A 25,153-nucleotide genomic window follows, 5' to 3' on the forward strand; every position below is an offset into this window, starting at 1 on the left:
TTAAACTCTGAGTTGGTTTCCCCTCATTCCGGCCCTCTCCCTAAACGGACAAGAGTGAAAAACGGCTCCGGGCGGTCCCCTCTCCCGGCCGGGGAGAGGGTTAGGATGAGGGGCTGGCTATAAGATTACGACTTGGTTGACTGCTCAAAACGGCGCAGCAGCTGATTACCGCGCTCAACGGCCGCGTCCAGCGCCTGCTGAGGCGTTTTCTTCCCGGTCCATACGCTTTCCAGCTCTTCATCCACGATGGTACGAATCTGCGGCATATTGCCCAGGCGCAGACCTTTGGTGAACGGCAGCGGCGGCTTGTTCAGCATCTGGCGCGTCGCGATATCCGCTCCGGGGTTCTTATCATAGAAGCCCTGCTCACGGGTCAGGTTATAGGCGGCGGTGGTAATCGGCAGATAGCCGGTTTTCTGATGCCATTCGGCGGCGTTTTCCGGCTTAGTCAGGAAATCGAGGAATTTGGCGACGCCGGTATAGGTTTCTTTGTCTTTACCCTGCATCACCCACAGGCTGGCCCCGCCGATAATGGCGTTTTGCGGCGCGCCCTTCACGTCGGCGTCGTACGGCATCATCCCTACGCCATAGTTGAACTTCGCGTACTGACGGATATCCGCCAGCGAGCCGGAGGAAGCGGTGGTAATGGCGCAGTCGCCGTTATAGAACTTCTCGGTGGATTCGTCTTTACGCCCGAAGTAGCTGAAGTCACCTTTCTTGTTCAGCTCTTCAAGCAGGGCGATATGCTTCACCTGCTCCGGCTTGTTGAACTCCAGTACCGCATCGGTACCGTCGAAGCCGTTGTTTTTAGTCGCCACCGGCAGGCCGTGCCAGGCGCTGAAGTTTTCAATCTGGATCCAGCCCTGCCAGCCGCTGGCGTAGCCGCACTTCATCCCTGCGGCCTTCAACTTCGCGGTATACGCCGCCAGATCCTGCCAGGTTTTTGGCGGCTGCTCTGGGTCTAAACCGGCTTTTTTAAAGGCGTCTTTGTTGTAGTACAGCACCGGCGTGGAGCTGTTAAACGGCTGGGAGAGCAGATGGCCGGTTTTGGAGTCGGTGTAATAACCGGAGACGGTAGGCACGAACTGCGTTTCATCAAACTGAATGCCCGCATCGCTGAACACTTGATAGACCGGCTTTATCGCCTTAGAGGCCATCATCGTCGCGGTGCCAACCTCATACACCTGCAAAATAGCCGGCGCGTTGCCGGTACGGAAGGCGGCGATGCCGGCGCTCAGGCTCTGTTCATAGTTGCCTTTGTACACCGGAACAATTTTGTAGTCCGGGTTGGCTGCGTTGAAACGTTGCGCCAGTGAATCAACTTCTTTCCCCAACTCCCCTTCCATCGAATGCCAGAACGGGATAGTGGTTACCGCCAGGGCTTGTCCGGCAAATGCCAGGCTGAGCGCCAGTCCTAAAGCTGTATGTCGTAACGATATCATCGGTTATCTCTCTTGTTGTTCCGGATGCGCGATTTCACGCGTTTTATGTTCGCGGGGGTAACATGACATGCTCGAATGACAGAAAAATAACTATTGCATTACAAAAATATTACAATAAATTGGCAAAAACATGATGAAACGGTGAAAAAAAAGTGGCAGGGAAATGGCAAAGCGAAAAAGAGCGCCCGCGCAGACTACAGATAATCAGGGATCTGTAGTTAAATAGGGTTCGTTAAAGAGCACTCTCCGGCGAGCCGTCACAAGGAAAAATATGAAGACGCTGCATAAACCTACCGAGCGCGTTTTACTCATTCTGGAAACCTTAGCCAACGCGGACGGAATGACGCTTTCCGAGCTATCGCTCAAGACGGATATTTCAAAGGGAACCATTTTCCCGATCCTCAAATCACTGCAGTACCGGAAATATATCAGCCACGACGATCGCAACGGTATTTACACGCTGGGGATCTCATGCGCGGTGCTGGCCAGCTCAACGGTGGAAAAAGAGTTCTGGCTGAAAACGATCAATAGCGAAATGCACGCGGTGGTCAACGAATGCAATGAAGTTTGTCAGCTCGGCATTCTGGATGACGCCTGGGTGCTCTATGTTGATAAAGTCCAGGGTGACCAAACCGTGCAGCTGGTCTCCAGGGTAGGAACGCGTCTTCCGGCGATCTGCTCCGCGCTGGGCAAGGCGCTGCTACATAAGCACCGCGACGAAGAGATTCTCGAGCTCTATCCGCAAGGTTTTCCCTCCGTTACCGCCCGCAGCGTGACGAATATGGCTCAGCTTCGCCAGCAGCTGGAACGGGTCGCCGTCAACGGTTATGCCATGGACGATCGGGAAATCAACGATGACACTATTTGCTTCGCGGTGCCGCTGCTGCAGAAAGGCATCATTCTGGCGGCGATCAGCGTCTCCTTGCCCTACTTCCGCGCCAGCGATGAGAAAACACAGCAGGTCATTCGCGCGTTAAAAGAGGCAAAGGGTCGTATTGAGAGCGTGCTGAACAAGCTGCCGGATATCAAAAATTACTGATTTATTCGCCAACGGCGCCAGCGGAATTGTGATTACCCACACAATACCGATATTTAATAATTCACCGTAGCGCCGGACGATCCTGCCTATTTTCCCATCAATTCATTGATTTAATCAATTATCCGTACGTCTTTTGCGCCATTTGACTTCACATCGATGGCGTGTTTACTTATGCCCAATCGCAAATACAAACACTGTTTGTATATACGAACAAACGGAGAGGTTAAATATGCAAAGTCGTTACATCACCCCGGCAATAACGGTTTTTGATGAGCAGGGTAGGCTGGATCCTGACGGAAATTTCCGCCTGTACGATTTCATTAAAAACAGCGTATCGGGATTTGTCGTCATGGGCAGTACCGGCGAGTTTTTCTCGCTGGATATGAAAACATCCCGTCAGATAATTCAAATGGCGGCAGAGTTCCCGCGCGAGGAAATAAAGGCCTATGCGGGAACCAGCCGCATGGATATCGACGAATGCGTAGAGCTGGCAAACTACGCCGATGAGTGCGGGCTGGATGGCGTCATGATTATCAGCCCGTGGTACTTCCGCCTGACTGATGAAGGCATTTATACCTTTTATAGCCAGATCGCTCGCCGCACCGCCGCCAAAATATTCATCTATAACTTTCCGGAGCGCACCGGCTATTCCGTCTCGCCGGAGGTCTGTTTACGACTCGCCAGAGAGTTCCCAAACATTATCGGTCTTAAAGATACTATTCCGGACACCAATCATACGTCGCAGGTGATTCGCCAGGTAAAATCTGAGCTGCCGTATTTTGAAGTCTATGCCGGTTATGACAATAACTTCGCGCACAATGTTCTGGCGGGGGGCGATGGATGTATTGGCGGGTTATCCAATATTTGCCCTGAGCTATTCCGCGACTGGATGCAGGCATTTAACGATAACGATTTGCAGCAAATTTCGCGGTATCAGCAAAAAGTGGATGGGTTAATGGATATTTACGCGATTAACGATCCGTTCATTCCAACATTTAAAAAAGCATTACAGCTGCGCGGAATTATTCAGTCCGACCGCTGCACGCCACCGTTTAGCTCGCTCGCCACCTGCCAGACCGAAAGTATTCTGCGGATACTTTCCCGTGCGGGTATTGAAATTAATGCCTGACCCCTACGTGGAGGTATTATGAAAACCATCACAGCTTACGACAATCCGGCCCTCAATTCCGCGATTACCAAATCATGGAAGCGCCTGGTGCCGCTGATGTTTATTTTGTACTTCATCGCCTTTATCGACAGGGTGAACGTGGGATTCGCCAAAGAGGCGATGCAGGTGGATATTGGGCTCTCCAATTCCGCTTTTGCCCTCGGCGCGGGGATCTTTTTCGCCGCCTATGCGCTGTTTGGTATTCCCGCTAACCTGATTCTGAATAAAATCGGCGCGCAGAAATGGCTAAGCATTACCACCGCGCTGTGGGGCGTACTCTCTGCCCTCACCGGACTGGTGCAGACGGAAACCCAGTTTATTGTTCTGCGTTTTTTACTGGGGTTAGGCGAAGCCGGTTTTTATCCCGGTATTCTGCTGCTGGCCTCCATCTACTTTCCCAATAAAGTTCGCGCCTCCGTCGTCGGTATCTTCGTACTCGGCGTACCGCTGGCGCTGACCTTAGGCTCGCCCATCTCCGGCGCGCTTCTGGAAATGCACGGATTCCTCGGTAAACCCGGCTGGTTCTGGATGTTCTTTATTGAAGGCATTCCGGCGGTCATCATGGGGATCTTCGCCTGGTTCTGGCTCGACGATACGCCGGCCAAAGCGCGCTTCCTCAACGACGAAGAGAAAAAGGCGCTGATTGCCCAGCTTCAGCAGGAGCAGCGGCAGACGGAAACCAGCAGCGTCGGCACTGCCCTGAAAAGCCTGAAAGTCTGGCACCTGGCGCTGATCTACGGCACCATCCAGATCAGCGTTTACGGGCTGATGTTCTTCCTGCCTTCGCAAGTCGCCTCGCTAATGGGCTCCACGCTCGGCTTTAAGGAGTCGCTGGTCGCCGCCATTCCGTGGGCCTGCTCCGCCGTCGGCGTCTATTACATTCCGCGTCTGGCGGACAAAATGCCGGCCCGCCGGGTCCTGATTTCGGTCATCTGTATGCTGGCGGCGGCGCTGGGGCTGTTTGTTTCCGCCTGGTCCGGCCCGGTACTCGCCATTGCCGCGCTCTCGCTGTCGGCCATCGGCTTCCTCTCCGTGCAACCTATCTTCTGGACTTTCCCGGCGCAGATTGTGTCAGGCTCAGCGCTGGCCGCCAGTATCGGCTTTTGCACCACCATGGGCGCATTTTGCAGCTTCCTCGCGCCGCTGATTCGCGTTGAGGTCGATGCCTTCTTTGGCAACGATTCGGCGGGTCTGGTCGCCCTGTCGCTCATCACCGTCTGCTGCGCGCTGCTGATTGCCGCCCTCGCGGGCAGAAAAGCGACAAACGGCGTTGCGGTCTCCCACCACTAAGTCCTGACGCGCGTATAACAAAGGATAAATAACATGCAGACCATCTTAAAAATTGACCCTACCGATAACCTGATCGTTGCGCTGCAGGACTTGCGCAAAGAGCAGCAGGTGAACTGGAACGATGAAGCCTACATTCTGCGTAGCGATGTCAAAGCCAAACATAAATTCGCCACCGAGGATATTGCGCCCGGCGATATCGTGTCGCTGTACGGCGTACCGGTCGGCAAAGCGACGCGGCCTATTACCCGCGGCGAAGCCATTACCACGGAGAATATCAAACACTACGCGGCCCCGGTTTCACTTGACGATGTCGCGCCCTATGACTGGCAGCAGCCGGATGTTTCCGCCTGGCAGCAGCGGACGTTTAAGGGGATCGTTCGCGAAGATGGCCGGGTCGCCACCGCGAACTACTGGCTGGTCATTCCGCTGGTATTCTGTGAAAACCGCAACGTTCAGCGCGTCACCGATGCGCTAAACGATGCCCTCGGCTACGCAAATAATGGCCTGAAAAATTTTGCTCGCCAGGTGACCTCGGCGGGGGCCTTAAACGATACCCGGCATCTGCCCTTCCCGCATCTTGACGGTATCCGCTGTATTACCGTCAACTCCGGCTGCGGCGGTGCCACTTCGGACAGCATGACCATGTGCGACGTGCTGGCCGCCTATTCCGATCATCCCAACGTTCTTGGGGTGACGGTCTTTGCCCTGGGCTGTGAAAAAGCGCGAATTGTCGATTTCAACGCCGCGCTGGCGAAGCGTAACCCGAACTTCAGCAAACCGATTATTTACTTCAGGCAGCAGGACTGGAGTAGCGAAGAAAAAATGATGCAGGATGCGTTGACCGAAACCTATAACGCGATCCGCGAAGCCCCTGTCGCCGAGCGGCAGGACGTCCCGCTCTCCCACCTCAAAATCGGCGTGAAGTGCGGCGCCTCTGACGGCTTCTCGGGGATCAGCGCAAACCCGGCGATGGGCGAAGTGTCAGATCGTCTTGTCGCCCTCGGCGGCGCGTCGGGGCTGGCGGAATTCCCGGAGCTGTGCGGCGCGGAAGGGGATATCGTTCAGCGCTGCGCGACCCGCGAGCTGAAAGAGAAGTTTCTGTCGCTGATGAAAAACTATGAGCATGTCGCGAACTTCTTCGGCACCACCATCGCCGATAACCCCAGCCCGGGAAACATTGCCGATGGGCTGATCACTGACGCCATCAAATCCGCCGGCGCGGCGAAAAAAGGCGGCAGGGCGCCGGTAAGCGCGGTATGCGACTATGCCGAACCGATGGGAGAAAGCGGCCTTTCGCTGGTCTGCACGCCGGGCAACGATGTGGACGCGGTAACGGGCCTGGTCGCGGCGGGATGCAATGTGGTGATCTTCTCAACCGGGTTAGGTACGCCGACGGGGAACCCTATCGTTCCAGTGCTTAAGGTTTCAACCAACTCCGCGCTGGCAAAAAAGATGCCGGATATTATTGATTATGACTGCGGGCCGATTATCGAAGGTACGCCGCTGGCGGATATCGCCGACGGCCTGTTTGAGAAAATCATCGCCACCGCCAGCGGAACCTGGCGCACTAAAGCGGATGCGCTCGAACAGTTTGATTTTATGTTGTGGAAGCGCTCTCTGGAGCTGTAGGGATCCAGCAAAACGCCCGGCAGACGCCGGGCGTTTTGACTTCACTAACCGCCCAGATAGGCGCTGCGTACCGCTTCGTTAGCCAGCAGCGCGTCGCCGGTATCCTCCAGCACCACGTGGCCGTTTTCCAGCACGTAGCCGCGGTCGGCCAGCTTCAGCGCCTGGTTGGCGTTCTGCTCGACGAGGAAGATGGTCATCCCCTGCTCGCGCAGCTGTTCAATGGTGTCGAAGATTTGCTGAATGATGATCGGCGCCAGACCGAGCGAAGGCTCATCCAGCAGCAGCAGGCGCGGCTGGCTCATCAGCGCGCGACCGATGGCCAGCATCTGCTGCTCGCCGCCGGACATGGTGCCCGCCCGCTGAACCCGACGCTCATGCAGGCGCGGAAACAGCTCATAGACCCACTTGATGCGGGTCTGGAACTGGTCGCGGTCGGCAAAGAAACCGCCCATCGCCAGGTTCTCTTCCACCGTCATCCGCGAGAAGACGCGACGCCCTTCCGGAACAATCGCCACCGCTTCGCGCATGATTTTCGCCGTCTGCCAGTCGGTAATATCTTTACCGTCGAACACCACGCGTCCGCTGGAGGCGCGCGGGTCGCCGCACAGGGTGCCCAACAGGGTGGTTTTCCCCGCGCCGTTCGCGCCAATCAGGGTGACAATCTCTCCCTGATTGATATGCAGGCTGACGTTGTGCAGCGCCTGGATCTTGCCGTAGTGCGCGCTGACGTTGTCAAAAGATAACATCACTTTTTCCATCTTATGCCTCACCAAGGTATGCGCGGATCACATCCGGGTTGTTGCGGATCTCTTCCGGCGTACCGTTGGCCAGCGGCGTGCCCTGGTTTACCACGTAAATACGGTCGGAAATGCCCATCACCAGCTTCATATCGTGCTCAATCAGCAGGATAGTGGTGTTGTGATGGCTGCGCAGCTCGGCGATCAGTTCGTCCAGCTCTTTGGTCTCTTTCGGGTTCAGCCCCGCCGCCGGTTCATCCAGCATCAGGATTTCCGGCTGAGTCACCATACAGCGGGCAATCTCCAGACGACGCTGGTCGCCGTAGGCCAGGTTGCTGGCCTGCCGGTTGGCGTGCTCAAGCAGGCCGATACGTTCAAGCCAGGTCGCGGCGCGATCGAGCGCTTCGCTCTGGGCGCGGCGGAAGGATGGCGTCTTCAGCAGGCCGGAGAAAACCCCGGTTTTCAACTGCTGATGCTGCGCCACCAGCAGGTTTTCAATCACCGTCATTTCGCGGAACAGACGCACGTGCTGGAAAGTTCGCACGACGCCCATGCGGGCGATCTGCTGCCCCGGCAACCCTTCCAGATGCTGGTCACGCAGCATAATGGTGCCGCCGGTTGGCTTATAGAAACCAGTCAGGCAGTTGAAGACGGTGGTTTTGCCCGCGCCGTTAGGGCCGATAAGCGAAACGATTTCCCGCTCGCGCAGCTCCAGCGACACGTTGTTGACCGCCAGCAGGCCGCCAAAACGCATCATCAGACCGTTTACGGATAATAATGGCTGACTCATGCCTGCTCTCCTTCTTTGGCCTGCCCATTTTTCAGCTTCAGCTGTGGACGGGTCATCGGCAGAAGCCCCTGCGGACGCCAGATCATCATCAGTACCATCAGCGCACCCAGCATCAGCATGCTGTATTCATTGAAATCACGCATCAGCTCGCGCGAGACGACCAGCAGAACCGCCGCCAGGATCACCGCGAACTGCGAACCCATACCGCCGAGAACCACAATCGCCAGCACAAAGGCCGACTCGGCGAAGGTAAAGGATTCCGGGCTGACGAAGCCCTGACGGGCGGCGAACAGGGTTCCGGCAAAACCGGCAAACGCGGCGCTGATGGTAAAGGCGGTCAGCTTGATGCGCGTCGGGCTGAGGCCCAGCGAGCGACAGGCGATCTCATCTTCGCGCAGCGCTTCCCACGCGCGCCCCAGCGGCATCCGCAGCAGGCGGTTAATCACGAACAGGCTTAACACCACCAGCAGCAAAGCGACCAGATAGAGGAAAATCACGCGATCGGAGGGGTCGTACTTCACGCCGAAGAAATTGCTGAACGTATCCCAGCCGCCTTCGCGGGCGCTGCGGCTAAATTCAAGACCGAACAGCGTCGGTTTCGGGATCTGGCTGATACCGTTCGGACCGCCGGTTATTTCGGTGTTGTTGAGCAGCAGGATGCGCACGATTTCACCGAAACCGAGCGTCACAATCGCCAGATAGTCGCCGCGCAGGCGCAGAACCGGGAAGCCAAGCAGGAAGCCCGCCGCTGCCGAAACCAGCCCCGCCAGCGGCAGGCAGGTCCAGAAGCCCAGACCGTAATAGTGGTTCAGCAGCGCGAAGGTATAGGCGCCGATGGCGTAGAAACCGCCGTAGCCCAGCACCAGCAGGCCGGAAAGCCCCACCACCACGTTGAGTCCCAGGCCGAGGATGATATAGATCATCGTCAGGGTAGCGATATCCACCGTCCCGCGCGACACCATAAACGGCCACGCCACGGCGATAACCAGCAGGGCGATCAGAAACAGCTTCTGTTTTACCGTCGAACCGTCGATAGCCGGCAGAATAAACTTCGGCCCAGAGACGTTCTTAATGGTTTTCTGGAAAACAGGACGCAGCAACTGGAAGAAGAAGACCACTGCGGTACCGATATAGATCCACTGCCAGCGGATATCGGCGGCGGTATCCACCACCAGTTTGGTGCCGTCCAGCTCCAGCTGCACGCCCATAAAGACGCCCGCGAGGATAAAGAACATCACCGCGGACAGCAGCGCCATCGCAAAATGCATCGGTTTCATACTTTTTCTACCTCCGGACGACCCAGGATACCGGTAGGCATCACCAGCAGAACCAGGATCAGCAGCGCGAAGGAGACCACGTCTTTATATTCCGTGCTGAGATAGGCAGAAGAGAGCGCTTCGGCGATACCGAGGATCAGCCCGCCGATCATCGCCCCAGGAATACTGCCGATACCGCCAAGAACCGCGGCGGTGAAGGCCTTCATCCCGGCCATAAAGCCGATGTACGGGTTGATCACGCCGTAGAACTGACCGAGCAGAACGCCGGCAACCGCCGCCATTGCCGCGCCGATAACAAACGTCAGCGCAATTACGCGGTCGGTGTTAATCCCGAGCAGGCTGGCCATTTTCAGGTCTTCAGCGCAGGCGCGGCAGGCGCGCCCCATACGGGAATAGCGGATGAACAGCGTCAGCGCCAGCATAGCGATAAACGTCACTACCCAGATAACCAGCTGCATGGTGGTAATGGTCGCGGAGAAATTGTCGCTGCTGCCCACCGTCCACTGGCCGTTAAACAGGCTTGGCAGCGCGACATCGCGCGAACCTTCCGTCAGGCTGACGTAGTTTTGCAGGAAGATAGACATCCCGATGGCGGAGATCAGCGCAATCAGGCGTTTGGAGCTGCGCACGGGCCGGTAGGCCACGCGTTCGATACTCCAGCCGTAGGCGCTGGCAATGACGATAGCGCCGACGAATCCGGCGGCAACCAGCAGCCAGCTGGTATCAATGCCCATCATCATCAGGGCGGCAATGATCATGAAGGAGACGTAGCTGCCAATCATATAGACCTCGCCGTGGGCGAAGTTGATCATGCCGATAATGCCGTAAACCATGGTATAGCCGATGGCAATCAGCGCGTAGGTGCTTCCCAGCGTGACGCCGTTAAACATCTGCTGCAGAAAATAGAGAAACTGCTCGGACATAAGGTAACCTTTTTCTACCCGCCCGCTTTGCGCGGGCGGTGGGATAACTTGTCTTATGGCTTATTTCGCGAGGGTGGATGACCCGTCCGCGTGCCACTGGAAGACACCAAACTCAAATCCCTTCAAATCGCCTTTTTCGTCCCAATTCAGCGGCCCAATCACGGTTTTCGCGCCGTGAGCTTTCAGATCTTTGATTAAATCCAGCGGCGCCTGGCTTCCGGCCCGGTCCATCGCCTGCGCCAGAGACTGCACGGCGGCGTAGGTGATCCAGACATACGGACCGCTCGGGTCTTTCTTCTCTGCTTTGAGCGCGTCAACGATAGCGCTGTTGGCCGGGTCCTGGTCATAGCGTTTCGGCATCGTGACTAGCATGCCTTCCGCCGCATCGCCCGCGATGTTGGACAGCGACGCGTTACCCACGCCTTCCGGGCCCATAAACACGGTTTTCAGGCCCACGGAGCGCGCCTGGCGCAGCATCTGGCCCATTTCCGGGTAGTAGCCGCCGTAGTAAACGAAGTCGATATTCTCTTTTTTCAGACGCGCCAGCAGCGCGGAGAAGTCTTTTTCACCGGCGGTAATGCCGTCGAAGAAGACGATATTCGCGCCGCCTTTTTTCAGGCTTTCCTGGACAGAACGCGCCAGACCTTCGCCGTACTGCTGCTTATCATGAATGATAGCAATACGCTGCGGTTTGACGTTTTCCATGATGTATTTTGCGGCGGTCGGCCCCTGCGAAGAGTCCAGACCGGCGGTACGCATGATGTATTGATAGCCGCGCTGGGTCAGCTCCGGATTGGTCGCTCCCGGGGAGATCATCAGAATGCCTTCATCTTCATAGATATCGGATGCCGGCTGAGTGGAAGAAGAGCATAGGTGGCCGATAACGTACTGAATGCCGTCATTGACGATTTTGTTCGCCACCGCAACGGCCTGTTTCGGGTCGCAGGCGTCATCGTACTCCACGGCAACCAGCTTATCGCCCTTGATGCCGCCCTGGGCGTTAATATCTTTGATCGCCTGGCGTGCGCCGTTGAATTCCATATCGCCCCACTGGGCTACCGGGCCAGACATCGCGCCAACAACGGCGACCTTAATATCTTTGGCAAAAGCCGCCTGGGACATCGCCAGTGCGACTAACCCCGCGATAACCGTTTTCGCGTTCCTTTTCATGCTGCAGAACCCCGTTCGTGATGTGGTGTAAATATTTTGTATTTTTATGGTTAAAAAGCATTCTGTACTTTTATTAAACAACGCTACTTTTACCATTATCTTTAATGGTTTAGCGAGGTTTTTTGCCTGAATACAGAGTAAAATCTCTATTTTTCAGGCGATTAAGCAAAGATAATATTCTGTATTTACCGGAAGATAAACAAAAAAAAGTCCAGTAAACAGCATAAAATAACGATACATAAGGCGGAATAAAACGCTACATATCAGGTTAAAATTCTGCTTATTTTTCGATCCATGATGAATTGCTCTACCCAGCACCTTCCAGGAAAACGAATCCCCTGATGAACAGGCAAAAAACGGCGCTCCGCCTGGCAGGGAATTTGGATACACTAACGCCTCTGTTTTGACTGGACCCTCGCGTATGAAACTGACCATTATTCGTTTACAGCACTTCAGCGATCAGGATCGCATCGACTTAGGTAAAATCTGGCCGTCGCAGGATCTCGCGGCGCTGGCGCTGGATGAGAACCATCGTATTTATGCCGCCCGCTTCAATGAGCGCCTGCTGGCAGCGGTTCGCGTAACGCTGAACGGCGTTGAGGGCGAGCTCGGCGCGCTGTGCGTGCGTGAAGTGACCCGCCGTCGCGGCGTCGGACAATATTTAGTGGAAGAGGTGCTAAGGGATAATCCAGAGATCGGCAGCTGGCGCATCGCGGATGCCGACGTGGAAGACCGCGGCGTGATGGCGGCGTTTATGCAGGCGCTGGGCTTTAACGCGCAAACCGGCGGTTGGGTAAAAAAGCAATAAATCGGCGAAAGAAGGCCGAACATTCCCGGATTGCGGCTGAACGCCTTATCCGGGCTCCAAAAAACCAGACCGCACCAGACTGTAACCCGGGTAAGCACAGCGTGACCCGGGAAGAAACCGCACCAATGCATCAATCCCGGCGCATTCCCCGGGTTGCGGCGTAACGCCTTACCCGGGCTACCGACTAAAAAGGCAACTTACGTTGCCTTTTTGCTTTTACGTTTATCCTCGCCTATGCGAAGAGGAAAGGATCAACGGATTTAACCCAGCATTTCGCGTTGCAGAAAGGCGTCAAGACCCGAAATCCCCGGGAGCTTACATCAGTAAGTGACCGGGGGTGAGGGGCGCAGACAACGCATCTGCGGCGTGAAAGGCCCTCTCATTTAACCCAGTATTTCGCGTTGCAGAAAGGCGTCAAGACCCGAAATCCCCGGGAGCTTACATCAGTAAGTGACCGGGGTTGAGGGGCGCAGACAACGCATCTGCGGCGTGAAAGGCCCTCTCATTTAACCCAGCATTTCGCGTTGCAGAAAGGCGTCAAGACCCGAATTCCCCGGGAGCTTACATCAGTAAGTGACCGGGGTTGAGGGGCGCAGACAACGCATCTGCGGCGTGAAAGGCGCAGGTTAAATTATTTGGCGTCGGTCGCCGTACCATTAGCATGCCAGGTAAACACGCCGAACTCGAAGCCCTTCAGATCGCCCTTCTCGTTCCAGGTGAGCGGCCCCATCACGGTCTCAACCGTTGCCCCTTTCAGATATTTGGCGATTTCTGCCGGATCGTCAGACTGATTCAGACCTGCTTCCAGCGACTGCAGCGCGGCATAGGTGGTCCACACGAACGCGCCGCTTGGATCCTGTTTCTTCGCTTTGATCGCATCTACGATGGGTTTGTTAGCCGGAACCTGGTCGTAGTTTTTCGGCTTGGTCACCAGCATACCTTCCGCAGAAGCGCCCGCGATATTAGACAGGGACACGTTCGCTACCCCTTCCGGTCCCATAAACTGCGTTTTCAGGCCAGCGGCGCGAGACTGACGCAGGATCTGCCCCATCTCCGGGTGGTAGCCGCCGTAGTAGACGAAGTCGATGTTCTCTTTCTTCAGACGCGCCACCAGGGTTGAGAAGTCTTTCTCACCGGCGGTAATGCCGTCAAAGAACACCACGTTGGCGCCGCCCTTCTTCAGGTTGTCCTGCACCGCGCGGGCCAGACCCTCGCCGTACTGCTGCTTGTCGTGGACAATCGCGATGCGCTGCGGCTTCACTTTTTCCAGAATATATTTGGCGGCGGTTGGCCCCTGGTCGGAGTCCAGGCCGGTAGTGCGCAGAATCAGGTGATAGCCGCGAGCCGTCAGCTCCGGCGCGGTTGCTGCCGGGGTGATCATTAGCACGCCTTCATCTTCATAGATATCAGACGCCGGCTGGGTGGAAGAAGAGCACAGGTGGCCGATAACGTATTTGATACCGTCGTTAATCACTTTGTTAGCGACGGCAACCGCTTGTTTCGGGTCACAGGCGTCGTCGTATTTTACCATCTGCAGCTTATTACCTTTGATGCCGCCTTTGGCGTTGATATCGGCAATGGCCTGCTCAGCGCCAGTAAATTCCTGATCGCCGTACTGCGCTACCGGACCGGACATCGCGCCAACGACGGCGACTTTGATATCTTCGGCCATTGCCGTACCGCTCATGATTAAGGCAATACATCCTGCCAGTAACGCTTTACCCTTCATATTCATCCTGAGGCTCCCCATTATTATGGTTTTTGCATTTGTTGTGATGTTGTTTGTTAGCGCATTATTCTAATTAGACACATAAGAAAAGCATATGATAGTTAGATTAGGGTCTGCTGCCTGCGCTTTTGCAGCACACTATGCTAAACATACCGTCATTCAGGAGAATTGGAAACGATAAAATTGCGGAGTATGTAACAGATAAGTGACAAATAAAAACCCGCGCCGGAATAAACCGAACGCGGTGGCATGAGCAACGCGACTACCAGCCCGCGGGCAGATAGCCAAAGGCAGAAGCGATGGCGTAGACGGCGCTGCAAAGATAGAGCAATACGATGAAGATCTGGATGAATGGGTGCGTTATCAGCGCCGGGCAGGTCCAACCGGGAGTGATATCCCCCTGCCGCCGTGAACCTTTCAGGATCAGGATCGGCATGATGGACAAAATCACCCCGCTAAATACCCCGGCAAAATAGAGCGCGTTCACGAAGGACACCATCCCGCTGTAGGCCAGAATAAAAGGCGGCACGGCGACCACGAGCAGCACCTTAAAGCGTTTGAACGGCTGCTCGTCGTTGCCCAGGCGAAACTGATCGAAGATATTGGTCAGGAAGCTTCCGCCCAGTCCCCAATAGGAGGTCAGCATCGCGCAGAGCGCAAAGAGGTTTGCCGAGAAGAAGGCCCACTCGCCGAGCGCCCTTCCCCATGAAATGGTCGCCACATCAGAAATATTATCCAGCCCGCTTAATGCAATCACCGAGAGCGGGACCAGGGCCAGCAGGCAAAAGGTTAACACCATCCCCACCATAATGGCCTTCGGCAGTTTCTCCGGTTTATCGGCGAAACCGCGCGCCATTTCCGGCACGATATACTGCGCGGAGAAGCAGAACGCGACCACATTAAATACTGGCACCATATACAGCCAGTTACCTTCAAGTAAATAACTCACGCTCGCGGTTTCTTTCAGCAACGTCGCGGCAACCAAAATGGTTATCATAACGACCATGCCGATACTGATGAATTTCTCACCCCGGCCAATCGCCTTCAGGCCAAGATAAAGCACCCCGGCCGCCGGAATAAAAAACAGTGCGCTGCCCAGGGCAGGCGAGATGCCGAATAACGAATGCAGGAGTTTACCGCTGCCGGTCATATAAGCCGTCAGCGCGCCGACGCTGTTGACGCAAACGGAGAGGAACATCATCAATGCCCCGAAGCGGCCAACATAGCGCTGCGACAGGCCGCTGAGCTGTAAATGCTTGCGGGTACGCAGCGTCGACTCTGCGACATAGAGCATGGTAATAGTCGTCAGGCTACCGACAACAACGAGCCAAAACAGCAGCGGCAGAAAGCCCGCTTTGCTTGAGGCATAGGCGATGGATAGCACCCCAGCACCGATATTGGTGCCGACGATCATCGACACGCCTTCGATGAAACTGAGGGATTTTGCAGGTACAGCGGTACGTTCCCGGCTCGTCAGAACCGAAGAAAAGGTGGAGTTGTCAGACATAATATTTTCCGTTTTATTCCGGCAACGTGCGCTGCCGGAAAAAAGGTGATATCAGGGTGAAATACCACTCACGCTGAGCATGAATAACCAGACTGCGGCTTCCTGTTTCTGTTGGGCTTCCCTACCGCCGCAGATGGATGTAAGACTGACTAGCCCTTCAGCACGCGGGCCAAAATATCCAGCGCCTTCGTAAACTGCGCATCCGGAATCGTTAACGGATAGAGGAAGCGAATGACGTTGCCGTAGACGCCGCAGCTTAGCAGCAGCAGTCCGTTCTCCTGGGCTTTTTGCTGGATTTGACGAGTGATCTCCGGCGACGGCTCGCCGGTTTGCGGATCGTTAAACTCCACCGCCACCATCGACCCCTGGCCGCGTACGTCCGCAATGGCCGGGCAGCTTTGACGTGCCTGATTCAGCACCTCTTTCAGATGACTGCCTAAGCGCTCAGCGCGCTGGCACAGCTGCTCTTCTTCAATCACGTCCAGCACCGCATGCGCAGCCGCGACCGCCAGTGGGTTACCGGCATAGGTACCGCCCAGTCCGCCCGGCGCAGGTGCATCCATCACCTCGGCGCGACCGACCACGCCGGAGAGCGGGAAACCGCCGGCCAGACTTTTAGCCATCGTCATCAGGTCAGGTTTCACATCATAGTGCTGCATCGCAAACAGCTTGCCGGTGCGTGCAAAGCCGGTTTGTACTTCATCGGCAATCAGCAGAATGCCGTGGGTATCGCACAGCGCGCGCAGAGCCTGCATAAACTCAGGCGGGGCGACGTTAAAGCCGCCTTCGCCCTGAATCGGCTCCAGAACAATCGCCGCCACCTGGTCGGCCGCGATATCGGCTTTAAAAATACGATCCAGGCTTTTCATCGCGTCAGCGGTGGTAATGCCATGGGCAGCATTAGGGTAGACGGCGTGATAAACCGAGCCCGGGAACGGGCCGAAACCAATCTTATAAGGCGCCACTTTGCCGGTCAGCGCCATGGTCATGAAAGTACGGCCGTGGAATCCGCCGCCAAAGGTAATCAGACCCGGACGACCAGTATAAGCGCGCGCAATTTTCACCGCGTTTTCAACCGCTTCCGCCCCGGTGGTAAAGAACGCCGTTTTTGCCTGACCGTCAATCGGCGCCAGCTCGTTAATCCGCTCGGCCAGCGTGACGTAGCTTTCGTACGGGACAATCTGATAAGCAGTATGGGTAAAGGCCTGCAGCTGCTGTTCAACGGCGGCAATGATTTTAGGGTGCCGATGGCCGGTATTCAGCACCGCAATGCCGGCGGCGAAATCAATCACCTCATTCCCTTCAATATCCCACAGCGTAGCGTTCTCTGCTTTCTCAACAAAGTAGCTGCACATTACCCCTACACCGCGCGGAGTCGCCTGCTGGCGACGCTGATTCAGTTCTGAACTTTTCACCGGGAATCTCCTGTCATGTGTGTCACGTTATCGCAACAAATCCGAAACTATGTCGTTTATTTACACAGGATTTGGCCCTATAATCGAGTACCAATTCAGATTATCTGAGGGATCCAATTGCGTTCGCTCATCGCAGACATGGTGCTGGTCAGATTGCAGAAAGAAACCGATCCGCTCCTGCACAAGCGCCTTTACAAGGCGATTCGCCACGCCATTCTGGATGGTTCTCTGCCGCCCCATAGTCGCCTGCCGCCGTCGCGGGATCTGGCGGGGGAGCTGAGAATGTCTCGCAACACAATTTTAACAGTTTACGAACAATTGCTGGCCGAGGGGTACGTCGTATCCCGCCGCGGCAGCGGAACATTCGTCGCGAAAACGCTGCCCGATATGTTCCTTCCCGCCAGCAGCGCCAGTGAAAGCAGCCCGGCGCCCGCAGCCAGCGCGCCTATCTCCAGGCGCGGCCAGCATCTGCTGGGACAGGTCAGCGCCAGCCCGCGTCAGTGGGGGGCGTTTATCCCCGGCGTACCGGACGTCAACGCGTTTCCCCATCCGCTGTTCAGTAAAATCCAGGCGCGTATCAGCCGCCGTCCAAAACCGGAACAGCTCAGCTACAGCTGTAACGGCGGAACGGCCGAGCTACAGCACGCATTGGTGGACTATCTGAGAGTAGCGCGCGGCGTTCAGTGTCAGGCAGATCAAATTCTTATCACCGAAGGGATCCACCAGGCGATCGACCTGATTACCCGCATGCTGTGCGACCGCGGCGATCTCGCCTGGGTGGAGGAACCGTCCTACTGGGGCATTCGCCATGTGCTGGCGATGAATGAAGTGCGGGCCGAGCCCGTGGTGGTTGATGCCAGCGGCCTGTGCCCGCCCGAAAGCATAGCCGAAGCCCCGCGGCTGATCTTCGTTACGCCATCCCATCAGTATCCCCTCGGCGCGGTAATGAGCCTTGAGCGCCGACAGCGCCTGCTTACGCTAGCCCATCAGCACGACAGCTGGATTGTGGAAGATGATTACGACAGCGAGTTTCGCTTTTCCGGCCAGCCGATCCCGGCGCTACAGGGCTTAGTCCCCGAAGCGCCGGTGGTCTATGTCGGTACGTTCAGTAAAACGCTCTACCCGGGACTGCGGCTTGGCTACGTCGTGCTGCCTCGACCGTTGGCGGCTGAACTCAAAAACGCCCATGCCGAGCTCTATCGCGGCGGCCATTCGCTTATCCAGCTGGCGCTGGCGGAATTTATCAACGCCGGTCATTACTCGGCGCATATTCGCCGCATGCGCCTGCTCTACAGCCGCCGCCGCGTCTTTTTGACCGAGCTGATTCAGCGGCACTGCGGGCCGCACGCGCTGTCGGACTTCAGCGATAATGCCGGGCTACATCTAATACTGAATTTGCCGGATGAGGCGGATGACGTGGCGATTGCCCGCGACGCCAACGCGCGCAATATCTTAGTGCGTCCGCTGTCACGCTATTACCTGACAACGCAACGCAAGAAAGGGCTGTTGATGGGCTTTGCTTCGCAGCCGGAAACGCAGATGGAGCCGGCGTTCAACATCCTGCTTGAGTGTCTGAAAATGCACTGCCCACAGGCGCTGGCGGAGGCAGAAAAACAAAACGCCCCAACGTAATGTGGGGCGTTATCGGGGGACTGGCGCTCAGATTAGGCTTCGATAGCGGCGCGCAGTTTTTTCATGGCGTTCTTTTCAAGCTGGCGCACACGTTCAGCCGACACGCCGTAGCGGTCTGCCAGCTCCTGCAGCGTGGACTTGTTGTCTTCGTCCAACCAGCGGGCGCGGATGATGTCCTGGCTACGTTCGTCAAGACCCTGCATCGCGTCGGTCAGCTTGTTCGCCGCCTGCTCTTCCCAGTTATCGTCTTCGATGCCATCGGCAAAGTTAGACGTTTTATCCTGCAGATAGAGTACCGGCGCCATCGGCTGGCTATCGGACTCATCATCCGAAGACATGTCAAAGGTCATGTCCTGCGCCGCCATACGTGACTCCATCTCACGCACGTCTTTGCTCGACACGCCCAGCTCGCGGGCAACCATTTCGACTTCATCCTGATTAAACCAGCCCAGACGCTGCTTGGTTTTACGCAGGTTAAAGAACAACTTACGCTGTGCTTTCGTGGTCGCGACCTTCACGATACGCCAGTTACGCAGCACGTATTCATGAATTTCCGCTTTGATCCAGTGCACGGCGAAGGAAACCAGACGCACGCCCACTTCCGGGTTAAAACGGCGCACGGCTTTCATCAGGCCAATGTTGCCTTCCTGAATCAGATCCGCCTGCGGCAGGCCATAGCCCGAGTAGTTACGAGCAATATGAACAACAAAGCGCAGGTGAGACAGGATCAGCTTTTTCGCTGCTTCCAGATCGCCCTGGTAATGCAGCTTTTCAGCAAGCTCCCGCTCTTCATCAGCCGATAACATCGGCCAAGTGTTAGCAGCCCGGATGTACGATTCCAGGTTACCAACGGGGGCTAAGGCTAAAGTTTGCATATCTTTGGTCATTCAAATCCTCTCAATCGATATCTTCTGGCATCATTCTGTCCTCACAACGGAGCAACAAACATGCCAGCATTGATGAGCAACGAGAATATCACTCACATTAGTATCAGACAGTGATTTTATCCACAAGTTCCATGCAATGATGTGAATAGATTACGCACAAAATGTGACATGGTCATGAAGTTTAGGGAAGCGTCGACAGGGACTCTTTCCCTGCAGAGAGATATTCAGTGCAGGGAAAGATTATACCAGATTTTTACTACTCGGGAGTAAAGTGACGTAAATGTTGAACGGTTGCCAGCCAGGCGGCGACCCAGCCAATCATCGAGCAAACAATCAGCATCAGCAGGCACTCGTCAAAGCCTAAGCCGCTGAGTTCAAACTGCGTGCCGAAGACTTTCGCCACTTCGGTAACCGCCGACGACAGGCGCATGACCATAATTTCCGACAAGATCAGCGACAGAAACGCGCCGGAAAACCCCAGCAGCGCTCCGCCGTAAAGGAACGGACGCAGAATGAAGCCGTCGGTCGCGCCAATCAGTTTCTGCACGTTAATGGTATCGCGACGGGCGAAGATGCTCAGACGTACGCTGTTGCCGATCACCAGGAAGACCGCCGCCACCATCAGTACGCCGATCATCGCCGACACGCGTCCGACCAGCCCGGTGAGCGACGAGAGGCGCGCAAACCAGCTGTCATCCATACGCACTTCATCAACGCCCTGAACGTGGCTCACGCGGTCGCGCAGCGTGTTCAGCGCCTCAACGCTCTGGAAATCAATCTTCGGCACCACGATCGCTACCGCCGGCAGCGGGTTCTCTTCCAGCATATCCAGCGCGCCGCCAAAGCCAGACCAGTTGCGGAATTCGCCAAGGGCTTCATCACGCGACAGATAGTTAACCTTCTCGACGCCCTGCTCCGCCTGCAGCTGGCCGACTACCCGGGCAGCCGCATCGTCATCCAGCGTTTTTTCCAGATAAACGGTGATTTGCGGCGTGGGGTAATACTGCGACGCTGCGGTGCTGACGTTTTTGTAGACCATGTAGCACACGCTCGGCAGGGTCAACGAAATGGCGATCACCATCACCGTCAGGAACGTCGCCAGCGGCGTACTTTTCAGATCCTGTACCGCGCCGTGCCAGGCGTAGCGCACCTGCTCATTGAATACGTTGCTCTTACGGGAAGCCGGATTCGGCGCGGCTTTTGGCCGCTTCGACCCATTGCGTCCGCCGCTACCACCCGCCCCGCCCGCATTGCGGAAACGGTCGAATCGATTGCCGAATCGGCGAATGTGGTTCATTGCCTCGCGCTTATTCACCGATGTGGCCTCCATGCATATGCCCCTCGCTGAGGGACAGGACGCGGTACGGACGACTGGATATAAGCCCCAGGTCATGCGTCGCCATCAGCACCGTCACCCCAACGCGGTTAAACTCTTCAAACAGACGTAAGATCCCTTCCGACAGCGCCTCATCGAGGTTACCGGTCGGTTCATCCGCCAGCAGGACCGCGGGTTTATTGACCACCGCGCGGGCGATGCCCACGCGCTGTTGTTCACCGCCTGAAAGCTGAATCGGCAGGTTTTTCGCTTTGTCCAGCAGCCCGACTTTATCCAGCGCCGCCGAGACGCGACGACGGATATCATCGCCACTGGCGCCGGCGATAATCAGCGGGATCGCCACATTATCGTAAACGGTACGGTCCATCAGCAGATGATGGTCCTGGAAAATCATGCCAATCTGACGGCGCAAAAACGGCACCTCGCGGCTCTTCAGGCGGCTGATATCATGGCCGCCGAAGAGGATTTTGCCGGCGCTGGGCCGTTCGATACCGCAGATAAGCTTCAGCAGGGTACTTTTCCCCGCGCCGGAATGGCCGGTCAGAAACGCCATCTCGCCCGCCTGCAGGTGGAAAGTCACCCCCTGCAGCGCTTGTCTCCCACCGAGATAGGCTTTGCTGACTTGTTCAAAGCGAATCATTTTTAATCCTCTCGGGCAAAAAGTGCCTCAATAAAGTCGCCCGCATTAAACGGACGCAGATCTTCAATACGTTCGCCAACACCGATGTAGCGAATCGGAATACCGAACTGATCGGCAACCGAGAAGATAACCCCGCCCTTGGCGGTACCATCCAGCTTAGTCAAGGTGATACCGGTCAGTCCAACCGCTTCGTGGAACAGTTTGGCCTGGCTAATCGCGTTCTGCCCGGTGCTGGCGTCAATGGTCAGCATAACTTCATGCGGCGCATCGACATCGAGTTTTTTCATGACGCGGACAATCTTCTTCAGTTCTTCCATCAGGTGCGATTTATTCTGCAGACGGCCCGCAGTATCGGCAATCAGGACGTCAATATTGCGCGCCTTCGCCGCCTGGATGGCATCGAAAATGACCGATGCCGAGTCCGCGCCGGTATGCTGGGCAATCACCGGAATATGGTTACGCTGCCCCCAAACCTGAAGCTGCTCTACCGCCGCCGCGCGGAAAGTATCGCCCGCCGCCAGCATCACCGACTTGCCCTGCTGCTCGAACTGACGCGCCAGCTTACCGATGGTGGTGGTTTTACCGACGCCGTTGACGCCGACCATCAGAATCACAAACGGCGTTTTGCCTTCAACGTTCAGCGGCTCATCCACTTTCGCCAGAATATCGCCCATCTCTTCTTTCAGCAGACCGTACAGCGCCTCGGCGTCGCGCAGCTGCTTACGGCTGGCGTCGTTGGTCAGATTAGTGATGATCTTACGCGTGGTTTCCACGCCGACGTCGGCAATCAGCAGCTGCTCTTCCAGCTCTTCAAACAGATCATCGTCGATTTTCTTACCGCGGAACAGACTGATAAATCCGGAACCGAGGTTTTGTTTGGTTTTTACCAGGCTGCGTTTGAGGCGGGCGAAGAAACCTTCTTTGGTCGGTTTTTCCTGCTCTAACGGCGTCACGACGGTTTCGTCCGGCACCACTTCCTTAGCGTTTTCTGCCGCATCGGCCGCCGCCATAGCCTGCGCTTCCAGCTCTTCATCGGTGATATCGGCCTCAGCCTCTTCTGCCGTTTCGTCTGGTTCCGGCTGGTCAACGGCGGTTTCTTCAATAACTGCTGTTTCCGGTTCGGTAATGACCGCTTCCGGCGTCTGTTCAGCGACGGCTTCAGCCGCTACCGGCTCGGCAATGACCTCTTCAATCAGCGGCTCAGCGACAATTTCTTCAACCGCAGGCTGCTCCGCAACTGCTTCAACGACCGGGGATTCGACAACCGCCTGCGGTTGTTCGCTCTCCACGACCTGCTCGGTCACCTCAACCACCTCGGCGGCAAAGGCTTCGGCGTCCGGTTTCTCCGTCGCAGGCGCGTCGACCGTTTCCGGCGCAGCGACAGGCGCTTCACTTTCCGCAGACGGTTCTGCAACCTCTTGCTGGGCTTCTACTTTTTGTTCTGTTTCGCTTTCCTGCGCCTGTTCTTTTTGGCCAAAGCCCAGCCAGGAAAAGAAGCCACGTTTTTTGTCTTTCGCCATTTGCGACTACACTCCTCGCTGTTAATTCATGGCACAGCTTCGGCCTGTTGGCAGCGGAAGCTGAAAAATGATGAAATTAGTCGGATAGTCTACCACTTAACTTAACTCGCATCACCGCCCCCGGATTAAGGTTTCGTCAACCGCTGCCGATCGTTAGAATAGCAGCCCGGAAGTTGAGACTTGAGCAAAGAGATGAAGAAACCAAACCACGCAGGCAGCGGCCAGATCCGTATTATCGGCGGGCAATGGCGGGGCCGTAAATTACCGGTGCCGGAGAGCCCGGGTCTGCGCCCGACCACCGACCGGGTACGCGAAACGCTATTTAACTGGCTGGCGCCGTCGATCGTTGACGCTAACTGCCTCGACTGCTTCGCCGGCAGCGGCGCGCTGGGCCTTGAAGCCCTCTCCCGCTATGCGGCCAACGCCACGCTGCTGGAAATGGAGCGCGGCGTCGCGCAGCAGCTGCAAAAAAACCTGGCGACCCTCAAAGCCAGCAACGCTAAGGTCGTGAACACCAATACTTTAGCGTTTCTCGCTCAGGCGGGCGCACCGCACAATATTGTGTTTGTCGATCCCCCGTTTCGTAAGGGGCTGCTTGAAGAGACGCTGAAACTGCTGGAAAACAACGGCTGGCTTAGCGATGAAGCGCTCATCTACATCGAGAGTGAAGTCGAAAACGGCTTACCGCCGGTGCCGGAGAACTGGCACGTCTATCGTGAAAAAGTGGCCGGACAGGTCGCCTACCGTCTCTATCAACGTGAGGCCCAAGGAGAAAACCATGCTGATTAATTTTGGCCGCTTGCTGATGCTGTGCGTGTGGGCGTTTTTATTGCTGAATCTGTTTCAACCGTTCCCAAAGCCACTGAATATCTTCGTTAACGTGGCGCTAATCTTTATGATTCTGATGCACGGCCTGCAGCTGACGCTGCTCAAGGCGACGCAGACGAAAGAGATGCCGCCGCTGGGGCGTTTCGAACAGGTCCGTATTTTCATCTTCGGCGTGTTCGAACTGGTCGCCTGGCAGAAAAAACTCAAGGCGACCCTGAAGAAGAAGTAACGCCGGGAAAAGGTTCAGGGATCTGGCGCAAAGCCCATAAACCGCGAACCTTTATAGCTCAGGACGCCTTTATCGCCGACGCTTAACGCATGATACTGCGGCGCCTGCAGACGAAAAACCATTTCCATTCCGCCGCTTTCCGGCCTGAAGCTGGCTTCATAACGCATCTCGCTGCCGGCAGGCGTCACCGTCTGCTGGCGCGAACGGCGATCGTTAATCACCTTCTCCCGCTTATTGCTCACCACCACCCGTTTTTGCAACAGCGGCGCGGCGTCATTCTCCATTTTTTCGCGGCGCTGCTGCGCATAGCGATACGACGCGGCAACCGCAATGATGGCAACGGCAACCATAAAAAACAGCGGAACCTTACTCATTCACCTTGCCCCCAGGAATTATCAGGAATAAGCATACTGTGGCTTGATTATCATTGTCATCTTCCTCTGCAAACCACTACACTGAGATTCAGTACTGTAAGTACAATCACTTACTTAATGATAACAGATACAGGGACTTACTATGCTTTGGTCATTTATTGCTGTCTGTTTCTCCGCATGGCTTTACGTCGATGCGTCCTATCGTGGGCCAGCCTGGCGTCGCTGGGTATTTAAACCCGTCACGCTGATCCTGCTTCTGTTACTGGCCTGGCAAGCGCCGATGTTTAACGCCATCAGCTATCTGGTGCTGGCCGGGCTTTGCGCTTCGCTGGTCGGCGACGCCTTGACCCTACTGCCCCGGCAGCAGGTGATGTACGCCGTGGGGGCGTTCTTTCTCTCCCATCTGCTCTACACCATCTGGTTTGCCAGCCAGCTGACGCTATCGTTCTTCTGGCCGCTGCCGCTGGTGCTGCTGATCCTCGGCGCGCTGCTGCTGGCCATCATCTGGACGCGCCTGGAAGAGATGCGAATGCCGGTGTTTACCTTTATCGCGATGACGCTGGTGATGGTCTGGCTGGCTGGCGAGCTGTGGTTCGCTCGCCCGACGGACACCGCGCTGTCCGGTTTCGTTGGCGCCGCGTTCCTGCTGCTCGGCAACGCGGTCTGGCTCATCAGCCATTATCGCCGCCGCTTCCGCGCTGACAACGCGATCTCCTCGGCGTTTTACTTCGCCGGGCACTTCCTGATCGTCCGCGCACTCTATTTGTAATTAAGCGCTTGACT

Annotated in this window: 23 protein-coding genes; 9 read left to right on the plus strand and 14 right to left on the minus strand. The window is 56.2% G+C overall.

All coding sequences use genetic code 11. From position 1 onward, the window contains the following. Positions 1-125 precede the first annotated feature (125 nt). Positions 126-1,442, minus strand: coding sequence for a sn-glycerol-3-phosphate ABC transporter substrate-binding protein UgpB (ugpB, locus tag IYV58_RS25565; protein WP_049115482.1), 1,317 nt, complete (start codon positions 1,440-1,442; stop codon positions 126-128). A 271-nt stretch (positions 1,443-1,713) separates the two neighbouring features. Between ugpB and IYV58_RS25570 the strand changes: the two genes are divergently transcribed. From IYV58_RS25570 to IYV58_RS25585, 4 genes are all read left to right on the plus strand, one after another. Further along, positions 1,714-2,481: an IclR family transcriptional regulator gene (locus IYV58_RS25570; protein WP_087828637.1), complete on the plus strand. Its 768-nt coding sequence runs from the start codon at positions 1,714-1,716 to the stop codon at positions 2,479-2,481. 229 nt (positions 2,482-2,710) lie between these two features. Beyond that, positions 2,711-3,610: a dihydrodipicolinate synthase family protein gene (locus tag IYV58_RS25575; protein WP_004126143.1), complete on the plus strand. Its 900-nt coding sequence runs from the start codon at positions 2,711-2,713 to the stop codon at positions 3,608-3,610. Positions 3,611-3,628: 18 nt separating this feature from the next. Next, the gene (locus IYV58_RS25580) at positions 3,629-4,939 is read left to right on the plus strand and encodes an MFS transporter (protein WP_004126145.1); all 1,311 of its coding nucleotides are present in this window, start codon (positions 3,629-3,631) and stop codon (positions 4,937-4,939) included. Positions 4,940-4,972: 33 nt separating this feature from the next. Beyond that, the gene (locus IYV58_RS25585) at positions 4,973-6,568 is read left to right on the plus strand and encodes a UxaA family hydrolase (protein WP_123828697.1); all 1,596 of its coding nucleotides are present in this window, start codon (positions 4,973-4,975) and stop codon (positions 6,566-6,568) included. Positions 6,569-6,612: 44 nt separating this feature from the next. Here the strand turns inward: IYV58_RS25585 and livF are convergent, their stop codons facing one another. The 5 genes from livF to livK are packed head-to-tail and all read right to left on the minus strand — an operon-like array spanning position 6,613 to position 11,465. Next, positions 6,613-7,326, minus strand: coding sequence for a high-affinity branched-chain amino acid ABC transporter ATP-binding protein LivF (gene livF / locus IYV58_RS25590; RefSeq protein ID WP_004126158.1), 714 nt, complete (start codon positions 7,324-7,326; stop codon positions 6,613-6,615). 1 nt (position 7,327) lies between these two features. Then, positions 7,328-8,095, minus strand: a complete 768-nt coding sequence (livG, locus tag IYV58_RS25595) for a high-affinity branched-chain amino acid ABC transporter ATP-binding protein LivG (protein ID WP_004126165.1) — start codon at positions 8,093-8,095, stop codon at positions 7,328-7,330. Next, a complete protein-coding gene (livM, locus tag IYV58_RS25600) occupies positions 8,092-9,372 on the minus strand; it encodes a branched chain amino acid ABC transporter permease LivM (protein ID WP_004126168.1) in 1,281 nt (426 codons plus the stop codon). Before livM ends, livG begins: the two co-directional genes overlap by 4 nt. Next, positions 9,369-10,295: a high-affinity branched-chain amino acid ABC transporter permease LivH gene (livH, locus tag IYV58_RS25605; RefSeq protein WP_004106541.1), complete on the minus strand. Its 927-nt coding sequence runs from the start codon at positions 10,293-10,295 to the stop codon at positions 9,369-9,371. Before livH ends, livM begins: the two co-directional genes overlap by 4 nt. Positions 10,296-10,355: 60 nt before the next feature. Then, positions 10,356-11,465 (minus strand): high-affinity branched-chain amino acid ABC transporter substrate-binding protein LivK, encoded by a 1,110-nt coding sequence (livK, locus tag IYV58_RS25610; RefSeq protein WP_004126171.1) that lies wholly within the window; start codon positions 11,463-11,465, stop codon positions 10,356-10,358. Between the two features lie 421 nt (positions 11,466-11,886). On the opposite strand from livK, the gene panM reads away from it, so the two are divergent. Continuing rightward, positions 11,887-12,273: an aspartate 1-decarboxylase autocleavage activator PanM gene (gene panM / locus IYV58_RS25615; protein ID WP_004126174.1), complete on the plus strand. Its 387-nt coding sequence runs from the start codon at positions 11,887-11,889 to the stop codon at positions 12,271-12,273. Between the two features lie 631 nt (positions 12,274-12,904). Here panM and IYV58_RS25620 read toward each other — a convergent pair. The 3 genes from IYV58_RS25620 to IYV58_RS25630 form a co-directional block, all read right to left on the minus strand. Then, a complete protein-coding gene (locus IYV58_RS25620) occupies positions 12,905-14,008 on the minus strand; it encodes a branched-chain amino acid ABC transporter substrate-binding protein (RefSeq protein ID WP_087828580.1) in 1,104 nt (367 codons plus the stop codon). Between the two features lie 256 nt (positions 14,009-14,264). Further along, positions 14,265-15,509: an aromatic amino acid transport family protein gene (locus IYV58_RS25625; RefSeq protein WP_004126177.1), complete on the minus strand. Its 1,245-nt coding sequence runs from the start codon at positions 15,507-15,509 to the stop codon at positions 14,265-14,267. Positions 15,510-15,658: 149 nt separating this feature from the next. Further along, positions 15,659-16,924, minus strand: coding sequence for a 4-aminobutyrate--2-oxoglutarate transaminase (locus IYV58_RS25630; protein ID WP_004126179.1), 1,266 nt, complete (start codon positions 16,922-16,924; stop codon positions 15,659-15,661). A gap of 117 nt (positions 16,925-17,041) precedes the next feature. On the opposite strand from IYV58_RS25630, the gene IYV58_RS25635 reads away from it, so the two are divergent. After that, on the plus strand, positions 17,042-18,556 hold the full coding sequence (locus tag IYV58_RS25635; protein ID WP_049112323.1) for a MocR-like pyridoxine biosynthesis transcription factor PdxR: 1,515 nt from the start codon (positions 17,042-17,044) through the stop codon (positions 18,554-18,556). 32 nt (positions 18,557-18,588) lie between these two features. Here the strand turns inward: IYV58_RS25635 and rpoH are convergent, their stop codons facing one another. The 4 genes from rpoH to ftsY all read right to left on the minus strand — a co-directional run bounded on the left by rpoH (position 18,589) and on the right by ftsY (position 22,939). Then, positions 18,589-19,443: an RNA polymerase sigma factor RpoH gene (gene rpoH, locus IYV58_RS25640; protein ID WP_004106554.1), complete on the minus strand. Its 855-nt coding sequence runs from the start codon at positions 19,441-19,443 to the stop codon at positions 18,589-18,591. Between the two features lie 256 nt (positions 19,444-19,699). Then, on the minus strand, positions 19,700-20,758 hold the full coding sequence (ftsX, locus tag IYV58_RS25645; protein ID WP_032742212.1) for a permease-like cell division protein FtsX: 1,059 nt from the start codon (positions 20,756-20,758) through the stop codon (positions 19,700-19,702). Next, positions 20,751-21,419: a cell division ATP-binding protein FtsE gene (gene ftsE, locus IYV58_RS25650; RefSeq protein ID WP_004106557.1), complete on the minus strand. Its 669-nt coding sequence runs from the start codon at positions 21,417-21,419 to the stop codon at positions 20,751-20,753. Before ftsE ends, ftsX begins: the two co-directional genes overlap by 8 nt. Before the next feature lie 2 nt (positions 21,420-21,421). Beyond that, entirely contained in the window at positions 21,422-22,939 is a 1,518-nt protein-coding gene (ftsY, locus tag IYV58_RS25655; protein WP_112165956.1) for a signal recognition particle-docking protein FtsY, read from the minus strand. 192 nt (positions 22,940-23,131) lie between these two features. On the opposite strand from ftsY, the gene rsmD reads away from it, so the two are divergent. Continuing rightward, positions 23,132-23,728, plus strand: a complete 597-nt coding sequence (rsmD, locus tag IYV58_RS25660) for a 16S rRNA (guanine(966)-N(2))-methyltransferase (RefSeq protein ID WP_004126189.1) — start codon at positions 23,132-23,134, stop codon at positions 23,726-23,728. Continuing rightward, positions 23,718-23,996, plus strand: coding sequence for a DUF1145 family protein (locus IYV58_RS25665; protein ID WP_004126191.1), 279 nt, complete (start codon positions 23,718-23,720; stop codon positions 23,994-23,996). The genes rsmD and IYV58_RS25665 overlap by 11 nt, the downstream gene beginning before the upstream one ends. A 14-nt stretch (positions 23,997-24,010) precedes the next feature. On the opposite strand, the gene IYV58_RS25670 is transcribed toward IYV58_RS25665, so the two are convergent. Next, positions 24,011-24,370: a DUF2500 domain-containing protein gene (locus IYV58_RS25670; protein WP_004126192.1), complete on the minus strand. Its 360-nt coding sequence runs from the start codon at positions 24,368-24,370 to the stop codon at positions 24,011-24,013. A 142-nt stretch (positions 24,371-24,512) separates the two neighbouring features. On the opposite strand from IYV58_RS25670, the gene IYV58_RS25675 reads away from it, so the two are divergent. After that, the gene (locus IYV58_RS25675; RefSeq protein WP_195729319.1) at positions 24,513-25,139 is read left to right on the plus strand and encodes a lysoplasmalogenase; all 627 of its coding nucleotides are present in this window, start codon (positions 24,513-24,515) and stop codon (positions 25,137-25,139) included. Positions 25,140-25,153 lie beyond the last annotated feature (14 nt).

The organism is Klebsiella sp. BDA134-6, from assembly GCF_015601345.1.
GTDB lineage: Bacteria > Pseudomonadota > Gammaproteobacteria > Enterobacterales > Enterobacteriaceae > Klebsiella > Klebsiella grimontii.

Bases quoted from the DNA above. Each gene is read 5' to 3' on its own strand.
- ugpB (WP_049115482.1), bottom strand. From the start codon at position 1,442: ATGATATCGTTACGACATACAGCTTTAGGACTGGCGCTCAGCCTGGCA.
- IYV58_RS25570 (WP_087828637.1), top strand. From the start codon at position 1,714: ATGAAGACGCTGCATAAACCTACCGAGCGCGTTTTACTCATTCTGGAA.
- IYV58_RS25575 (WP_004126143.1), top strand. From the start codon at position 2,711: ATGCAAAGTCGTTACATCACCCCGGCAATAACGGTTTTTGATGAGCAG.
- IYV58_RS25580 (WP_004126145.1), top strand. From the start codon at position 3,629: ATGAAAACCATCACAGCTTACGACAATCCGGCCCTCAATTCCGCGATT.
- IYV58_RS25585 (WP_123828697.1), top strand. From the start codon at position 4,973: ATGCAGACCATCTTAAAAATTGACCCTACCGATAACCTGATCGTTGCG.
- livF (WP_004126158.1), bottom strand. From the start codon at position 7,326: ATGGAAAAAGTGATGTTATCTTTTGACAACGTCAGCGCGCACTACGGC.
- livG (WP_004126165.1), bottom strand. From the start codon at position 8,095: ATGAGTCAGCCATTATTATCCGTAAACGGTCTGATGATGCGTTTTGGC.
- livM (WP_004126168.1), bottom strand. From the start codon at position 9,372: ATGAAACCGATGCATTTTGCGATGGCGCTGCTGTCCGCGGTGATGTTC.
- livH (WP_004106541.1), bottom strand. From the start codon at position 10,295: ATGTCCGAGCAGTTTCTCTATTTTCTGCAGCAGATGTTTAACGGCGTC.
- livK (WP_004126171.1), bottom strand. From the start codon at position 11,465: ATGAAAAGGAACGCGAAAACGGTTATCGCGGGGTTAGTCGCACTGGCG.
- panM (WP_004126174.1), top strand. From the start codon at position 11,887: ATGAAACTGACCATTATTCGTTTACAGCACTTCAGCGATCAGGATCGC.
- IYV58_RS25620 (WP_087828580.1), bottom strand. From the start codon at position 14,008: ATGAATATGAAGGGTAAAGCGTTACTGGCAGGATGTATTGCCTTAATC.
- IYV58_RS25625 (WP_004126177.1), bottom strand. From the start codon at position 15,509: ATGTCTGACAACTCCACCTTTTCTTCGGTTCTGACGAGCCGGGAACGT.
- rpoH (WP_004106554.1), bottom strand. From the start codon at position 19,443: ATGACCAAAGATATGCAAACTTTAGCCTTAGCCCCCGTTGGTAACCTG.
- ftsE (WP_004106557.1), bottom strand. From the start codon at position 21,419: ATGATTCGCTTTGAACAAGTCAGCAAAGCCTATCTCGGTGGGAGACAA.
- ftsY (WP_112165956.1), bottom strand. From the start codon at position 22,939: ATGGCGAAAGACAAAAAACGTGGCTTCTTTTCCTGGCTGGGCTTTGGC.
- rsmD (WP_004126189.1), top strand. From the start codon at position 23,132: ATGAAGAAACCAAACCACGCAGGCAGCGGCCAGATCCGTATTATCGGC.
- IYV58_RS25665 (WP_004126191.1), top strand. From the start codon at position 23,718: ATGCTGATTAATTTTGGCCGCTTGCTGATGCTGTGCGTGTGGGCGTTT.
- IYV58_RS25670 (WP_004126192.1), bottom strand. From the start codon at position 24,370: ATGAGTAAGGTTCCGCTGTTTTTTATGGTTGCCGTTGCCATCATTGCG.
- IYV58_RS25675 (WP_195729319.1), top strand. From the start codon at position 24,513: ATGCTTTGGTCATTTATTGCTGTCTGTTTCTCCGCATGGCTTTACGTC.